The following is a 17,906-nucleotide window of genomic DNA, read 5'->3' as shown; positions in this document are numbered from 1 at the left end:
CNAACACATGAGGACATGATGGACATACAGGAAAACGGAAGACTTGACGAATGGTGCAGCGACAGCATCCAATGGCTGCAAGCCACATTCGGCAGGGAGAACGTGGTTGCCGCCCATCTTCACATGGACGAGAAGACACCGCATATCCATGCAGCCATTGTTCCCATCGTGACAGGTGAAAGGCGCAAAGCCAAGAAAGAGCAGGAAGACGGCAAACGGAAGTATCACAAGAAAGCAAATACCGTCCGTTTGTGTGCCGATGACCTGTTCAACCGTCAGACCTTGATTGCGTACCACGACAATTATGCAAGGGTTATGGCTAAATACGGATTACAGCGAGGTGTGCGAGGTTCCGAAGCACGGCACACCACCACGACACAGTATTATCGGGACATACAGAAAAAGAACGCTGCCCTTGATGCAGAAAACAAGCGGTTACAGGAGCAGAAAACCGAAACCGAACAGGAACTCAGACAAGCCAAGAAAGAGGTACAGACCGAGAAACTGAAAGGTGCAGCCACCACCGCAGCGACCAACATAGCTGAAAGTGTCGGTTCTCTTTTCGGGAGCAACAAGGTCAAGACTTTGGAAAGGGAGAACACCGCCCTGTATCGGGAAGTTGCCACCCATGAGGAAACCATTGAGATACTGCAAAACCGCATACACACGATGCAAACCGAGCACAACCGCCAGTTGTTGGAAATACAGCAGAATCACCGTAAGGAGATGGCGGAAAAAAGTGTCAGACACAAAGATGAAGTATCAGGTTTGAAACGCATTATCGAAAAGCTGTGTGCATGGTTTCCTATGGCAAAGGAAATTATGAGAATAGAGAGCCTGTGCCGCCTTGTCGGGTTCAATGAAAGGCAGACCACGACATTGACTTATGGTAAGCCTTTGATATACGAGGGCAAACTTTATTCGGAGGAACATAATCGGAGTTTTACGACAGAAAGAGCAGGCTTTCAAGTGGTGAAAGACCCTGCGGACAAGTCTAAACTGACACTCGTAATCAACCGCCAGCCCATAGGCGAATGGTTCAGGGAACAGTTCGACAGGCTACGGCAGAGCATACGACAGCCAATTCAACCACAAAGGAAAAGTAGAGGAATTACATAAGTAGTTAAAACAGATTGCAATAAGCCTCCGATAATCGTATTTCCCTATCAGAGGCTTATTGCTGTTTAGATTTAGTTACGTTTCATAAATCATGATTTTTGTTTTTGATTGTCGACCTTTCTAAGTTGTGGAAGACATAAGGCTATTATAGCGAGAAGCAGAATAGCCATACCTGAGAACAAAAACCAACGGTTTACCCCGATTTGGTCTGCAAATGCACCCGACACTACCAACCCAAGCGGCATGGCAAACGACATGATGCTGCCAAGAAGTCCGAAAACACGCCCTAAATACTCGGGTTGTATCTGTTCTTGAAATAGCGCGGTCTGTACTCCATTATAGAATGGGGCAGAAAAGCCCATCAACGTACAACATATCGCAAATATCATAAAACCATTGGTTGGTAGCAAGCCGGAAACAGTCAATGACACTCCCATAAGAAAGATAGAGCCGATGATATTTGCCATGCGCTTTTTGAAACCTCCCCATGCGCCCAATAGAAGTCCGCCCAACAACATACCAACTGCAAAAACAATTTCCACCACGGAAGCATGCAAGGTACTTCCCTCGAAATAATTCATACTCATCAGCGGAAATAGCGCATTGATTGGCATATAAATGAACATATTGATTGCTCCTATCCAAAGCAATGTGAAAAGAGCTTTATTTTGTCGTATTGCGTTATAGCCAATGCGCAGTTCGGTGAAAAAGTTTTCTTGCTGCAGCGCTTCAATCGGTTGTTTTGGGATGTGAACCATTGCAACAGTGATACAGGCAATTATTGCTCCGAATACGTCAAGGGCAACCGCAGAATTCAACCCCCATTTTGCATAGAGAAAAGCGGCAATTGCCGGACTTAGGATGAAACTTGCCGATTGGATGGACTGGGTGTAGCCGGCACATTTGACTAACTGTTCTTCAGGCACTAAAAGAGGTGTTACCGCACTTAACGCAGGGGAATGGAATGCAGTGCCAACGCTTCTAATGAAGAGGATGAGCATTACTATCCATACAGGTAGTTCCGCTGACAGGGAAATTACGGTAAGTACCAGTCCAGCACAAGCTATGATGACATCTGCACCAATCATGACCATTTTCCGGTTCCAGCGGTCAACAAGTACTCCGATTGCAGAACCTAAAACCGCTTGAGGTAGAAACCCAACCAAGGTCGCCATTGACAACACCATCGCAGACCCTGTTGTATTTGTCAGATGCCAGATGATGGCCATTTGAAGAACCCCACTTGTTATCAGGGACACAGCTTGCCCCGCCCATATTGTATAGAAATCTTGTTTCCAATTTCTGATTTTTTCCATTTGAATTTTTCCTTTTATCTTTTGAATGTTTCTTGATTTTATAGCACAAAAAATCTCTCGACAAGCCTGAAATAGCATGCCGGATTACAAAGACAATGACATTCAAATCGAATTAATTAGATTTGAATGTGGAAAAATTACCAAGGTTTATGATATGCAATATTAACGGTGTTTTTACCTGTTAATATTGTACAATTGTTCATAATCATATTGAAAACCACTATATATGTTGCGACTTATCTTAATTGGGATGGTATTATATGCACACCGAATCCGCTGCAAAGTTACAATAAATTATTCGATTTTTGCACTAACTAAAGTAAAGAATTTCAATGCTTCCTGAATTTTGCCTTTCCTTTTTTATCCAAATCTGCAAAAAATAACGGCATAAGCAAATAGGTATATATCGAAAGGCAAAAAATGGCGAATACTGTTTGTATTGGATACTATATCAAAGATTTGTCGTATCTTTGCACCTGAAAGAGTTATTTGATAGTAAAACACCGCAAAACGCTGAAAATCGCACGGTTTCCTAGTCGTTACCATTACTTTTCAGATACTCCGTTAAATGTTTATTCATCAAACGGTTAGACGAAACCGTTCAGAATTTAAAATANTCAAAGATTTGTCGTATCTTTGCACCTGAAAGAGTTATTTGATAGTAAAACACCGCAAAACGCTGAAAATCGCACGGTTTCCTAGTCGTTACCATTACTTTTCAGATACTCCGTTAAATGTTTATTCATCAAACGGTTAGACGAAACCGTTCAGAATTTAAAATATGATATAAAACATGAATGCAACTAAATCGAAACTGATTTTTCATCTTATAGCTATTGCAACCGTAGCTATTTGGGGAACGACTTTTGTTTCCACCAAGATTCTCATCCAACACGGTTTGACTCCTTCAGAGATATTCTTTTACCGTTTTGTTTTGGCTTATATCTGTATGTGGAGCATTTCCCGCAAGAAGCTTTTTGCCAATAGAATTAAGGATGAACTTCTATTATTTCTTGCCGGGCTGTGTGGAGGAACAATTTATTTTCTAACTGAAAATACAGCATTGGGTATCACGCTTGCCTCCAATGTATCATTAATTGTTTGCACGTCACCCATTCTGACAACTTTCTTGTCATACCTTTTTAAAAGAAAGGAACCCTTTACACGACATTTGCTTTATGGATCATTTATGGCATTAATAGGAGTAGGACTAGTGGTATTTAATGGCAGTTTTATCCTCAAGATAAATCCATTGGGAGACTTTCTTTCTTTAACAGCAGCTCTAATGTGGGCTTTTTACTGTCTTATTCTCAAACAGTTAGACAGCCGGTATTCTACAGTCTTTATTACTCGGAAAGTCTTCTTTTATGGAATAATGACCACATTACCTGTCTTTCTATTTCGTCCGTTACACTGGGATACTTCCTTGATGCTACAACCTGTCGTTTGGGGGAATCTATTATTCTTGGGTATCATTGCTTCCATGCTTTGTTTCATCTCTTGGAATGCTTGCGTCAAAGAACTGGGTGCCGTGCAAAGTACCAACTACATCTATATAGTTCCATTGGTAACATTACTTACCTCAGCCATAATTATAGACGAAAAGATTACTGTAATAGCATTATCCGGCTGTTTTCTTATATTATGTGGCGTATATTTGGCAGAAAGAAAAATATCTTTTACATTTAGCACAAAAACCAAAGTATATGAATGAAATAGATAAAATGCGTAATTGCGAATTGGCTGATATGGAAAAACCGGAAATACAGGCTAGTTTCGCCCACGCCAAGAAATTATTGGCCAAGATGAGAACAATGAGTACTTATGATGAAGATTTTCGCCAGACATTAGAAGATTTGGTGCCGAATATCCCTGCCACTTCTATCATTTGTCCACCTTTTTATTGTGATCATGGTACCGGTATCAAATTAGGGGAGCATGTATTTGTCAATGCCAATTGTACTTTTCTGGATGGAGGATATATAACTGTCGGTGCCCATACACTTATCGGCCCCAATGTACAACTATATACTCCCCACCATCCTATTGATTATATTGCAAGAAGAGGAACTAAGGAATATGCCTATCCTATAACAATCGGTGAAGACTGTTGGATAGGAGGAGGAGCTATTATCTGTCCGGGAGTAACTATTGGAAACCGATGCATCATCGGAGCCGGTAGTGTTGTTACAAAAGATATTCCGGATGATTCTACAGCTGTAGGTAATCCGGCCAAAGTCATTAAGAAATTAAATTGAAATTAAAAGAGGATGGTACCATCATTGCAGTATCCATCCTCTTTACTTTATCATCCGATATACACGTTCACACATAAAAACAATCGGTCATTTCCATCTTCGGTTTCAAAATCAATTTTATCTTCACGAGCCAACCAACCAATAGCAGCATTTAAATCTCTATCAGACAGCCCGACTGCTTCCTTTAGCTCACAATAACTCCATCGTTGATTATTATTCAGAAGCTTCCAAACTTTTCCGGCATTTAAGCCTATTTGATTCTTATCCATTTGAACTTTTATTAAAGAGGTTAATAATAGAATGCTTAGTTATTTGCTGTAAAAATAGCATTTTATCATATTAGAAGCTAATTTTATATATAAACTTCCTTTAAATAACGTTGTAATTTAACATTCGTTTCTTTTACATTTCATCATTGTTCATTTTATGATATTATTTATAGAGAGAATGAGTCATCATATCAAAATTTCATCCATCTTTATTAAGCAAAACAGAATATCTTTTGTTACTACATAAGATGAACATTAACAAAATAATCAATAATGAATAAAATCATATCAATATGTGTGGCAGTAATAATTTGTTTTAGTGTGGGATTCACCGCCGCATACTTTCAGGCTGATGCCATTCAAACGTGGTATCCGTTCTTAAATAAACCATCATTAACTCCTCCCAATTTTATATTTCCTATTGTATGGAGTCTCCTTTATCTTTGTATGGGGATATCGATAGGACTAATATGGAACACTCAACATACAAAAAGAAAAACCTTGAGGTGGCTTTTTAGCTGCCAACTATTACTCAATTTTACTTGGAGTATTTGTTTTTTCTATTTCCAAAGTCCGTTACTGGGATTTATAGATATACTACTTCTTGATATATTTATAATATATTATATGATAGAAAGTTATCCTGTAAAGAAGATTAGTTCTTTGTTGTTTATTCCTTATACGTTATGGCTACTGCTTGCTACGTATCTGAATGGATATATCATACTATATAACTAATTTGGTATATATCATAAAAAAGGTTCCGGCTTATCACAAGCCGAAACCATCATCATTCTACATACTAACTAAAAAATTATCTTATCACTTTTCCATCTTCACTGAAATATTTAGTAGTTTCTTCCAAACTACTGGTTAAAACAATCACTTTATAGATTCTGCTTCCATTGACACCATAGGATAAAAATGCTTGTTTTATCATGGATCCTTCGCATGCCAAAGTATCCATTATCGTTTCGGGAACATCATTCATATAGATTTCAATAAAATCGGGAGATTTCTTTGTCTTTACTGTTTGTTCCTTCTTTGCATCTTTTACACCTTCTGCATATACAACTGAAGTACCTAACCCTAATATCACTGCTAATAAAACTAATACCTTTTTCATCATTTCTCGTTTTTAAATTAATTTGTTTCCGATGTATAAGCAAGTTACGTGCCAAAATCGCGGAATAATTAGGAAAATACTGATAATAAAATAGTTAATAGGACAATGAAGATTTGAAGAAAGTGTAGAAAGATGGTTTGCAACTCTACAAAACTGTAGAATAATTCCACACATACCAAGTGTAGAGTGAGTCTCTCATAAACAAAAGAGCCACTGATGGCAACAGAAAACATCAGTGACTCCTCAAAGATTTCTTTCTTTATCAAAATTGGAAGAATTTCTTTGCGTTATTATACGCAATGTCTTCTACCATCTGATTAACGCGTTCCATTTCACATACAGGAATTTCACCGTTTTCTACATCATTGCCTAACAAGTTGCATAAAGTCCGACGGAAATATTCATGACGCGGGTAGGACAGGAAAGAACGTGAATCAGTCAGCATACCTACAAAACGACTTAATAGTCCTAATAATGATAATGCGTTCATTTGCTTTTCCATACCATCTTTTTGATCTAGAAACCACCAGCCAGAACCAAACTGAATCTTGCCCGGAATAGTTCCATCTTGGAAATTCCCCAACATAGTGGCAATAACTTCGTTAGCGCAAGGATTCAAATTATAAAGAATGGTCTTGGTTAGTTTTCCTTCCGTATTCAAGCGGTCAAGGAATTTTGCCATTGCTTTAGCTGTAGTAAATTCACCGATAGAGTCGAAACCGGTATCAGGGCCGAGAAGTTTGAACATCTTGGTGTTATTGTTACGGATAGCACCATAGTGAAACTGCTGAGTCCAACCTTTCTCCCAATCCATTTCGCCAAACACAACCAGCATAGCCGATTTGAATTTCAATATTTCTTCTTTCGTCAACGCAGTTCCGCCATAAACTTTATTAAAGATAGCTTTGATTTCAGCATCAGTATAATCCTCTGCATAGAATTCTTCAATACCATGGTCTGATAATTTGCAACCTTGTTCTGCAAAAAAGTCATGGCGTTTGTGTAAAGCCGATACCATATCATCATAAGAAGAAATGCTAATACCACTCACAGCTGATAGTTTTTCCATATATGTACGAAAATCGGCAGGAAGCTCTACAGCCATAGCTTTGTCGGGACGCCATGTAGGAAGCATTTTTATTTCAAAACCGCTTTCACGTGTCTTAATATGATATTCCAAAGAGTCGATAGGGTCATCAGTTGTACAAACCGTCTCTACGTGATAACGGCGCATCATGCCACGCGCTGAATATTCCGGCTGTTGCAGCTTCTCATTACATTCCTCATAAATTTCGCGTGCAGTTTTCGGGTTTAATACCTTATCAATGCCGAAAGCTGTTTTTAATTCCAAATGAGTCCAATGATACAGCGGATTACGGAAAGTATATGGAACTGTTTCGGCCCATTTCTCAAACTTCTCCCAATCAGAGGTATCCTTACCGGTACAATAACGTTCGTCCACTCCGTTGGTGCGCATGGCACGCCATTTATAATGGTCGCCTCCCAGCCAAATTTCAGTCAGTGACTTAAACTGATAATCATCGGCTACCATCTGAGGAATAAGATGACAGTGATAGTCAATAATGGGCATTTTTGCCGCATGTTCGTGATATAACTTCTGTGCTGTCTCTGTCTGAAGCAAGAAGTTTTCATCCATAAAGTTTTTCATAAGCAGTCTTTTTAATGTCTATATAATTGTTGTCTATTTTAACCTATATCTAAGCCCGGCTTTTGAAAGAGTATCCAAAAACGTTCATTTAGATTTATTAACCGTTATCGAACACGAAAGTAGAAATTTTATTTGGAATAACAAAATAATTCGTATATTTGCAGCGAAGATTTAAAGATTTTAAATGCTTACTTTCCGAATGGCAAATGATAAATTAAATAAATATTACCATTTGATGCTATTCTATAATACTATGAGTATACCATAAATCTCTATAATCTCCACAGGGTATAAATAAACACATCTAATAATTAGTATCGTATGAAAGCATTAAACAAGGAAACATCCGTCAAGGCACAACGCCCCGAAAGAATTATTCAATTTGGTGAAGGTAATTTTCTTCGTGCATTCGTAGATTGGATTATCTACAATATGAACGAAAAAGCAGACTTTAATAGCAGTGTAGTAGTGGTGCAACCCATAGACAAGGGCATGGTTGATATGCTAAATGCACAAGACTGTCTCTATCATGTCAACCTACAAGGTTTGGATAAAGGGCAAGTTGTGAACAGCCTTACAAAGATTGATGTAATCAGCCGGGCATTAAACCCTTATACTCAGAATAATGAATTCATGAAATTGGCAGAGCAACCGGAAATGCGTTTCGTTATCTCGAATACGACAGAAGCCGGTATTGCTTTCGATCCGGCTTGTAAATTGGAAGATGCTCCTGCTTCTTCTTATCCCGGCAAACTGACACAATTATTATATCATCGTTATAAGACATTTAACGGTGACAAGAGTAAAGGGCTGATTATATTCCCCTGTGAACTGATTTTTCTGAATGGTCATAAACTGAAAGAGACCATCTACCAATACATTGAATTGTGGAATTTGGGTGAAGACTTTAAGAAATGGTTTGAAGAAGCGTGTGGGGTATATGCCACTTTGGTAGACCGCATCGTTCCGGGATTCCCTCGTAAAGACATCGCTGCCATCAAAGAAAAACTGCAATATGATGACAATCTGGTTGTTCAAGCAGAGATTTTCCATTTGTGGGTGATTGAAGCCCCTCAAGAAGTCGCAAAAGAATTCCCAGCTGATAAGGCCGGATTAAATGTGTTGTTCGTTCCTTCCGAAGCTCCTTACCATGAAAGGAAAGTGACTTTGCTCAACGGCCCGCATACAGTGTTATCTCCCGTAGCATATTTGTCAGGCATCAACATTGTGCGTGACGCTTGCCAGCATGAAATAATCGGCAAATATATTCACAAGGTTATGTTTGATGAGTTAATGGAAACATTAAATTTACCGAAAGAAGAACTGAAAAAGTTTGCCGAAGATGTGTTGGAGCGCTTTAATAATCCGTTCGTTGATCATCAGGTAACTTCTATTATGCTAAATTCATTCCCTAAATATCAAACTCGCGATTTGCCTGGATTGAAAGTATACCTTGACCGCAAAGGTGAATTGCCGCAAGGTTTAGTTTTGGGATTAGCCGCCATCATCACTTATTATAAGGGTGGTGTTCGTATGGACGGTGCAGAAATCACTCCCAATGATGCTCCTGAAATTATGAAACTCTTAAAAGAGCTCTGGGCTACCGGTGACACAGGAAAGGTTGCCGAAGGTGTATTGGAAGCAACTTCCATTTGGGGTGAAAACCTGAATAAGATTCCGGGACTTACAAAGGCTGTCAAAGCCAATCTTGATTCAATCCAAGAAAAAGGTATGCTGGAAACTGTAAAAGCCATTCTCTAATTTGATTAATTGTTAGAAATCGTTCATAAATTCCTATGGGGAGGTTTGGTTATTTAACCTAATCTCCCTATTTTTGTATAAATCAAATACGAAATAAAATGGAAAAATACGAATTCAGAACCAAGCAACCTTTATGGGTATGGATACCGATATCGTTCATCCTCATATTTGCAACAGTATATGTCGGCATGACAAAGAAATATGAATTAGGAATTATGTGGCTGATTTATGCTATCATTACATTCTTGGCTGGGCACTTCACTTACACCATTACACCGAACAGTTTTATCTACAGGCCCGGATTAGGAAAAACAAGAAAATTCCCCTTGACCAATATCACAGAGATAGAGAGAAAAATGGCAAAGAATGCAGAGATAAGATCTATTATAGTAAGATATTCCGACGGTAAAATGCATCACAACTTTTTTGAAATTAAAGGGCATACTGTTGATGTCAACGCCATTTTAAATGCTATTCAAGACTATCATCCTGCCGTTCCCATTCGTTAGTATAATCATCAGAAAGAAATCTTTGCTTAACTGATATAATCTTAAAACATAAAATAAAATCTATTATCTATGAGAAAGTTACTGTTTTCCGTAGGAGCATTATTATATACCGTTACCTGCATGGGAGCATCGAAAAAGGAGTTGCCCAACATTTTATTTCTTTTAGTGGATGATATGCAACGTACTTGCATTCATCACAATGGTTGTGAGCAAGTAAGTACACCCAATATAGACCGCATTTACCAAAATGGCATCTCGTTCCAGTCTGCTTATACCAACGGCTCGCTGGGAGGTGCGCTCTCTATGCCCAGTCGTGCCATGATTATGACTGGCAGGGGAGTTTTTCAGATAGTAAAGGATGGTCAGGTGATTCCTGAGCAACACATCACATTACCCGAACTGCTGCGCCAACATGGATATACTACTTTCGAAACCGGAAAATGGCACTCAGATTTCGCATCCTTCAACCGCTCTTTTTCTGACGGAGAAAATATATTCTTCGGAGGGATGCACACTTATGAAACAAATGGCCATGTAGAACCCCGCCTGAATCATTACGACCCAAGTGGACAATATCGGGAAAAGTTTACCGGTGATAAATTTTCCTCCGAGATGTTTGCCGATGCAGCCGTTGATTTCCTAAAGAAACAGAAGAACGGCAAACAACCTTTTTTTGCTTACGTGGCCTTTACTTCTCCCCACGACCCCCGATTGAAACATCCTGTCTACGGTAAACATTATGAAGCAGATACTATTGCATTGCCTATCAACTTTCTGCCGCGCCATCCTTTTGATACGGGAGACATGAATGTGAGGGATGAAGTATTAATACCTGTTCCGCGCACTGAAGAAGCCATAAAAAAGGAGATAGCAGATTATTACGGCATGATTAGTGAAGTAGATACTCAGATAGGCCGTGTATTACAGGCACTACAAGAAAGCGGACAACTTGACAATACAATTCTAGTATTTGCTTCCGACAATGGTTTGGCGGTAGGCCAACACGGTTTGTTAGGCAAGCAGAATTTATATGATCACAGTGTCCGTATTCCTTTGATTATTTCCGCACCTGGAATAGAAAAAGGGACCCAACGGAATGTATATTGTTATCTATCGGATGTATATCCCACCCTGTGTGATTTGATAGGCATCCGCCCATCATCTTCCGTAACAGGAAAGTCATTGCTACCGGTGATGAAAAAAGAAGAAAATACACATCGTGACCATCTCTTTCTTGCCTACAACAGTATTCAGCGCGGTCTTGTGAAAGACGGTTGGAAATATATCATTTATAATATAAAGGGAGAGAAGAAAGAACAGCTTTTCAACTTAAATGAAGACCCATGGGAAATGGTAAATCTTGCTGAGATGCCGGCTTATGCATTCTTAAAGAATGCATATAAACGATTACTAAAAGAAGAAATGAAAAAGAACAATGATTTCTGTAATCTGGATGATTTCTATTGGTGGGGCAAACCAGGAATGATTTCCTGGGATGAATCACTAAAACTTTATGTGGCCCCCTAATCAGGTCGGATATACTAATCTCAAGTTTGGGAATGTGTCAAAACAAAATGGCCTATCCAATCGTCAGCTGTAGGGGCAGGGTTTGCCTGCCCGAAGACACAAAGCAAACTGTTTTCGGGCGAGCGAACCTCGCCCCTACAAACTAAACGAGAGCATTATCCATGTTTTGACCCCAAACCAACAATCATCACTAATATTATCGTTTGCACAATGCCTTAAAATCACAATAAGTGCATTTTTCTACGACCTCCGTTTGAGTAAAAGGTATTTCCGGATTAAATATATCCTCCAGCAGCACCTGCAATCGCTCTCTGAACTCTGTTTCATATATGCTGAAATCCTCCACAGGTTCTTTTGGTTTCCTAGGTTCTCCCATTTGGATGACCGGAGAATAAGTTTCTGTTGCCGCCCGATGAATATAAAGCAGGGAAGGAGCAACCTTTAATGGCTGTTTTCGACACATAATAGCAGCATAAAGAAATGTTTGGAACACATAATTGGAGCGCTTTTTGTCTGGTGTGAAGAGAGATTTCACATTAGGAGGAGTGTCCGCATCACCACCGGTTTTGTAGTCTACAATTCGCAATGTACCGTTTTTACTGTCCAAACGGTCGATAATACCTCCAATACGCGATTTTATAATACCTTTCGGAGTCCTAATTTCGACATCCTCCTGCACTGGTTGCTCGGAACCCACGAAAGTGAAGGGCGTATAGCACAAATCATTTTCCAGCAATTGTTTCAAATACCTTGTGATAACAGCAGAATTTATTAACTGTACACCATTGTATTCAGGCTTTTCATTTTGGGGTACATTAAAGAACAGTTCTTTAAAAGCAGCATCTACATAATCCTGCAGTTTTACCTCATTATGAAGAAGCGCCTCCAATGTCTCTTTATTAATAACATTGTTATGTGCCGTCAAATCCTTATAAATATTCTCGGCTGCCAAATGGAAAATACTTCCGAAAGTGGCAGAGTCTATTTCTGCACTGACTTGCTCGGGAGCTGAAAGGCCTGCTACATAAATATAATAGAATTTCAGCGGACAATCCAAATAATAATTAAGTGCCGAAGGAGAGAATTTGGCCTTTTTGTTAACACGGACATCAAACACGCTTTGCATTTTTCTCATTACTTCCGGTGTTTTGGGAATGGTAATGGAAAGTGTACCTTGCGGTGATTGTCCTGTTTCCAAATATTGGCGTATAATGGGGTGAGGCCATTCAATCAGGAATTGTAACATAAAACGGCTCCATTCTCCACGATTGAGTCCATCGGAACTGGTATTGTATAACAAAGTAACTTTTTCGGCACGTTGCAGAAGCCGATAGAAATAGTAAGCATAAACGGCTATCTTGTGCTCAATGGTAGTCATGCCAAAAGCTTTACGTAAATTATAAGGGATAAAAGAAGAATCTCCTCCCGATTTGGGTAGCTGACCTTCGTTAACCGATAACATGACCAAATGGCGAAAATCCAAGTTACGTGTTTCGAGTACTCCCATTACTTGCATTCCGATGGCCGGCTCTCCATGAAAAGGTATATTGGTAGCCGACAATACTTTAACCAACAAACGCCGTAATGTCTCCGGCTGAACCGTCAGTTCTCCTTCTTCTATCAGAGTACGGAATCTGCTGATTGTGGTATATGCTTTAAAAAGTGACTCACGATAAAGATCTTCTCCTGTTTTATTCTGATAAATGCTGGCTATTTGCTGCAATATTTCAGATATACGGAGACACAAACTTAGGTTACTGCCGGATAGCGGAGCAAATAATTGAGTAAGAAATTCATCCTTCTGCAATTCACTGGGTAACGGATAAAAACGATTATGCTTGGTCAGTTCTTTTTCCAACAGTTCAGAATTGGAACTCAATTGGCGTGTATAAGGGTGTTTCAGCAGAGTAACAACCGCCAAGTATGTATAACGCCCGCTATGCCGGTTATATCCGTGAGTATGCAACTCCAGCAATGATGTAAGAAAGCTATATACAGGGGTTTGCGATAAAGGAAATCCCATCGTGATATTGACATGCTTCACTTCATCAGGCAACGAATGTAACACAGGTTGGAGTAACGCTTCGTTACAAAGGACAACAGCAGTTTCTTTCTCTTGCCTTGTCAGGTTTTCACGTATCCATGTCGGAAGATAACGGGCTTGTGCATTTTCGGTAGGTGCGGCAATATAACGGATTTCTTTGGGCCGGACCAGCGTGTTGAATAACTCAGCGGGCAGGGGAGAAGGAAAATCACGCAAATTGCGGCGAATGAATTCTCCGGCTTCATGAGGATGTGGTTCGTCAGGATTCCCATGAGGATGGGAGTTCATATAAAACTCATCATAGTCCCAATAAAAAATGGCTTTACCCGCTTCCTGCAACTTCTTAAACAAGGTCTGCTCTACTTTATTCAGTACATTGAAGCCTATGAATACATATCTTTCATAAGGCAATGCCTCTACATCCAGATGCTCTATTACATGGCGGTAAAGCATCCCTTCGTATGCAACTCCCTGAGATGAAAGCACTTCACGAAATCCTTTGTAAATATTCCCCAAAGCATCCCACATGGAGATAAACCGTTCCTTCAATACCGTACGGCGCTCAATAGAAAAATTCTGAAAAAACTGTTGGATAGCTTCTTCCTGTTCATCGTTGAGAAAGGTATAATCATCCATGATGTTTTTCAGGTCTTGCAGGTTAGTGAACAAATTATCAGTGTCCACCATATTCTTATCAGCATCATCAAAATCACTGATAAGCATCTCCCCCCAAAAATAGAAATCATCCAAAGTTTCTTTGCTCTGAGTTTCGTGAAGGAATACTTTATAGAGTTCGCACACCAACTTGACCGGATCTCCCACTTCCCATGTAGAAAGGCTACGGAAAAGTTCACTAATACTCACATAAGCCGGTGACCAAATTGGTGCGTCTGACTGTTCCGCCAAATGTTCATTAAAAAACAAGCCGGCACGTTTGTTAGGGAACACCACAGCAGTATGCGCCAAGTCACCTTGAGTACGATTATATAAGTCTGTTGCTACGAGTTTTAAAAAGCTTTCCATGATTATTTTACCTCCACTAATTCATTTTCAAATACATACCACAGATATCCACGAATATTCTCATATCCCATATCAGACAACAAGCTCATATAGTCGCGTACCTGCTTATGATAATCGGTGCGCTTTTTTCCGAACTTAAAATCCACTACTACCACCTTGCCGTCTTTCATCATCACACGGTCGGGACGACGCATCTGCAATTCGCCATTCTCCTTATATATAATAGCACATTCATTATAAAGTTCCCAATGGCCCGAATACCACTCTTTCACTAGCGGATGATTCAAAGCCCATTCGGTCAATTTCTTGATTTGCTTCTCTTGCTCAGCCGACTCGATGATTCCTTCAAAACGAAGCCGCTCGATGGCAGAGGGAATATCATCCTGTGTACGAATCACTGAAAACAGATTATGCAGTAACTGTCCCTGCCGAATATATTTCTCTCCGGTTTCTTCTTCTCCGCGGATAAACTCGGCAGAACGATTGGACTGTTTAAACTCAATGTTACTCTCCAACGATTCCAAATGGAGGGAAATCTTCTCAGGGTTTACCAGTAACTTATTTTTGGTGATGTCATCCGCTCTCCTTGCTTCTGATAAACAGAGCGCACCCATTTCATACACAACATTATCGGGAGTATCAGTGTTGGCATCGCCTTCAGATTCTTCCTGATGGATACTGTCATGTTCTTGTTGCGGAACATCCATCTGCTCCATAGCTTGTTGCAGCAGTTCCGAAACAGTACCTTTCAATCCGTCTCTACCCCAAACAATAAGATTCTTCTTGGCACGGGTAAACGCTACATAAAGCAAATTCAGATTATCCACCCACAACTGCAATCGCTCATTCAAATACTCTTCCCTGTAAATAGACTGCTGCATGGCTGTGGAGTAATTGACAGGAACGATATCGAGCTCGTTAAACGGTACCGCTTTGGGTGCACACCACATCAGGTGCGTCAAGCTGCGCTCCTTTTCCATGTTCCAGTCACAGAAGGGGAGAAGTACTGTGTGATATTCCAACCCCTTCGACTTATGAATGGAAATAATCCGAATACCTTCCACTTCGCCTGAAGGTATCGTTTTTTGAAAGAGTGTCTCCTCCCAGAAAGTGATAAAGGCGGACATCTCCGAAGAATTATTCTGTAAATATTCCACAACGGCATCAAAGAATGCACAAAGATAGGCATCTTGTTGCTTGATGCGTGACATTTCAAACAGACCGAACAACTTTTCCATCAGTTCATACAATGGCATTAATCTCAATTTCTCCTGCTGCTTGATGAAGGAAATCGGTAAATACTCATCTATATCATTTAGCAACAGCGTGTTCAAATCTATGTTGTTCTTCAGTATTTCATTTTGATAAGCTGCAGCAAGTTGTGCTTTTGCAATGCGGTTTTCAGGGTCGGACAGATAACGTAACCCATCTATTATCATGCAGATGGCTAATGACGCATTCAACTGGAAAGCTTCATCCGATACAATCTTGTAAGGTGTGTTCTTATCAAAATAATCGGCCACCAACGGAATGGTTTTATTCTTTCGCACCAAAATGGCGATATCCTTCAGTCGTACACCTGTTGCCACCAATCGTTGAGCCTCATTTGCTAACTGCTGTAAAGTATCCTCAGCATAAGTTACATCTTCTTTTTCCGTCAGGAAAGTTACTTTGACATATCCCCCCTCCGGGTCTTTATCTTTTTCCTGGCACACATCAATATATGCTTCTTTCAAATCTTCACACTCTTCTCCTTGTTCAGATTTATAAATATCGTTCAAAGTGTGGCAGGCAGCAGTAAATACCTTATTGTTGAATTCAATAATGTTTCCTGCACTCCGGTGATTGGTAGTCAATGTCTTCACATTGATGGGAAATGCCTCAATATGGTCTTTTAGTCCTTTCAAGATACCCCAATCTCCATTACGCCAACGGTAAATAGATTGCTTCACATCTCCTACAATCAAGCTGTTTTCTCCTTGCGAAAGTCCTTCCAACAGTAATAAACGAAAATTATCCCATTGCATTCGGGATGTATCCTGAAACTCATCAATCATTACATTACGAATCGTAGTTCCTATCTTTTCGAACACAAAAGAAGAGTCACCGTCGTGTACCAGATTATGGAGTAACGCATTGGTATCCGAAAGCAGAAAGCGATTGTTCTCGTAATTCAAACGGCGCACTTCCTCATCGATATTTGTCAATAATCGTACATTGTTCACATAGCGTAGAGAAAGCTGGCAGGAGTTGACCAACATATTATTCTTACTTCGGAACTCTTCCGCCGTCTGCAATAAGGGGATAAGTTCCGCAGCTGCCAGCTCGGTAATAGCATTACGGCTAGGCGAGCTTTTTGAAGACCAGTTTTCAGGAGAGGCAAGATGTTTCTCCACCGTCGCATTGCGAAGACTATCGTCCAACTTTCCCATCTGCAATTTGCTAAAATAGCCGGATATTCCTTTACTTTTATTGGCCAGACTGTCTATAGTCAGACCATTACTTTCCAATATCCCAAAAAACTGGTCGGCAAAACCTTTCATCTGTTCCAGTGCTTCCGTTTCGATTGCCTGCAGCGTACGGCGATAGTTTTTGATACAGTCCTTGTCTTGCAACTTCCGGCGCAGTCCGTCACCTTTTTCTATATATCCTTCATCAAAGATATTCCGTCCGAAGTTCTTGATTTCTCCTGATACATTCCAACGTTTATCGTCAGCAATGCGCTCCTCGATATACTCCAATAGCCAATAAAGGACAGGAGATTGACGGTTGAGCTTTTCAATCATCGAGTCCACCGCATCACTCAATATCTCCATATTGTTCAATTCAATAGTCAGGTTGGCCCCCAGCTCCAATTCGCGTGCCAGATTGCGCATTACCGATTGAAAGAATGAATCGATGGTCTCTACCCTAAAGCGGCTATAATCGTGTATCATCAGATGAAGAGCTTTAGCAGCTGCTGTGCAAATCTGCTCTTCAGGCATACCGAGTTCTTCCGTTATCTTTTCCAAATAAGCTCTGGAGTTTTTATCATTTATCCAGATTCCATACAGTTGACTCAGAATGCGTTCTTTCATCTCAGTAGTAGCTTTATTCGTGAAGGTTACTGCCAAGATATTACGGTAAGCCCGAGGATTCAGTATTAATAATTTTATATATTCCACTGCCAGTGTAAAGGTTTTACCCGAACCTGCAGAGGCTTTATAGACCAATAATTCAGGGGAATTCTTCATATTGCTTTTTTTAGTTGCTGCAAAGAAAATATAAAGCAGTGAAGTATGCAAT

At 40.0% G+C, this 17,906-nt stretch carries 12 protein-coding genes and 1 pseudogene; 7 read left to right on the top strand and 6 right to left on the bottom strand.

Going from position 1 to position 17,906, the window contains the following annotated elements:
* Nucleotides 1-3: 3 nt before the first annotated feature.
* Nucleotides 4-1,119: pseudogene (gene mobV / locus IR173_RS00195) on the top strand (MobV family relaxase); the annotation flags it as partial.
* 89 nt (nucleotides 1,120-1,208) lie between these two features.
* Here mobV and IR173_RS00190 read toward each other — a convergent pair.
* Nucleotides 1,209-2,435, bottom strand: coding sequence for an MFS transporter (locus tag IR173_RS00190; protein ID WP_016564142.1), 1,227 nt, complete (start codon nucleotides 2,433-2,435; stop codon nucleotides 1,209-1,211).
* 793 nt (nucleotides 2,436-3,228) lie between these two features.
* On the opposite strand from IR173_RS00190, the gene IR173_RS00185 reads away from it, so the two are divergent.
* Both IR173_RS00185 and IR173_RS00180 read left to right on the top strand, forming a co-directional pair.
* The gene (locus IR173_RS00185) at nucleotides 3,229-4,149 is read left to right on the top strand and encodes a DMT family transporter (protein WP_237037693.1); all 921 of its coding nucleotides are present in this window, start codon (nucleotides 3,229-3,231) and stop codon (nucleotides 4,147-4,149) included.
* Nucleotides 4,142-4,693 (top strand): sugar O-acetyltransferase, encoded by a 552-nt coding sequence (locus IR173_RS00180; protein WP_237037692.1) that lies wholly within the window; start codon nucleotides 4,142-4,144, stop codon nucleotides 4,691-4,693. The genes IR173_RS00185 and IR173_RS00180 overlap by 8 nt, the downstream gene beginning before the upstream one ends.
* A gap of 50 nt (nucleotides 4,694-4,743) precedes the next feature.
* Here the strand turns inward: IR173_RS00180 and IR173_RS00175 are convergent, their stop codons facing one another.
* A complete protein-coding gene (locus tag IR173_RS00175; RefSeq protein WP_237037691.1) occupies nucleotides 4,744-4,962 on the bottom strand; it encodes a winged helix-turn-helix domain-containing protein in 219 nt (72 codons plus the stop codon).
* A gap of 273 nt (nucleotides 4,963-5,235) precedes the next feature.
* Here IR173_RS00175 and IR173_RS00170 point away from each other — a divergent pair, with 273 nt between their 5' ends.
* Entirely contained in the window at nucleotides 5,236-5,700 is a 465-nt protein-coding gene (locus IR173_RS00170; protein WP_237037690.1) for a TspO/MBR family protein, read from the top strand.
* 76 nt (nucleotides 5,701-5,776) lie between these two features.
* Here IR173_RS00170 and IR173_RS00165 read toward each other — a convergent pair whose 3' ends face one another.
* Together IR173_RS00165 and uxaC are read right to left on the bottom strand one after the other, a co-directional pair.
* The gene (locus tag IR173_RS00165; RefSeq protein WP_237037689.1) at nucleotides 5,777-6,088 is read right to left on the bottom strand and encodes a hypothetical protein; all 312 of its coding nucleotides are present in this window, start codon (nucleotides 6,086-6,088) and stop codon (nucleotides 5,777-5,779) included.
* Between the two features lie 262 nt (nucleotides 6,089-6,350).
* A complete protein-coding gene (uxaC, locus tag IR173_RS00160) occupies nucleotides 6,351-7,757 on the bottom strand; it encodes a glucuronate isomerase (RefSeq protein ID WP_237037688.1) in 1,407 nt (468 codons plus the stop codon).
* 321 nt (nucleotides 7,758-8,078) lie between these two features.
* Here uxaC and IR173_RS00155 point away from each other — a divergent pair, with 321 nt between their 5' ends.
* From IR173_RS00155 to IR173_RS00145, 3 genes are all read left to right on the top strand, one after another.
* Entirely contained in the window at nucleotides 8,079-9,518 is a 1,440-nt protein-coding gene (locus IR173_RS00155) for a tagaturonate reductase (protein WP_237037687.1), read from the top strand.
* A gap of 98 nt (nucleotides 9,519-9,616) precedes the next feature.
* Nucleotides 9,617-10,027 carry a hypothetical protein gene (locus tag IR173_RS00150; RefSeq protein ID WP_237037686.1) on the top strand — a complete coding sequence of 137 codons (411 nt, stop codon included), beginning with the start codon at nucleotides 9,617-9,619 and terminating at the stop codon, nucleotides 10,025-10,027.
* 69 nt (nucleotides 10,028-10,096) lie between these two features.
* On the top strand, nucleotides 10,097-11,554 hold the full coding sequence (locus IR173_RS00145) for a sulfatase-like hydrolase/transferase (RefSeq protein ID WP_237037685.1): 1,458 nt from the start codon (nucleotides 10,097-10,099) through the stop codon (nucleotides 11,552-11,554).
* Between the two features lie 196 nt (nucleotides 11,555-11,750).
* Here IR173_RS00145 and IR173_RS00140 read toward each other — a convergent pair whose 3' ends face one another.
* Nucleotides 11,751-14,621 (bottom strand): PD-(D/E)XK nuclease family protein, encoded by a 2,871-nt coding sequence (locus IR173_RS00140; protein WP_237037684.1) that lies wholly within the window; start codon nucleotides 14,619-14,621, stop codon nucleotides 11,751-11,753.
* Between the two features lie 2 nt (nucleotides 14,622-14,623).
* A complete protein-coding gene (locus IR173_RS00135; protein ID WP_237037683.1) occupies nucleotides 14,624-17,854 on the bottom strand; it encodes a UvrD-helicase domain-containing protein in 3,231 nt (1,076 codons plus the stop codon).
* Nucleotides 17,855-17,906: the final 52 nt, after the last annotated feature.

It is taken from the genome of Phocaeicola faecalis, assembly GCF_021730445.1.
GTDB classification, from domain to species: Bacteria; Bacteroidota; Bacteroidia; order Bacteroidales; family Bacteroidaceae; genus Phocaeicola; species Phocaeicola faecalis.
Note: the sequence above shows the minus strand (reverse complement) of the source record. Positions and strands in the feature narration are given on the sequence as shown.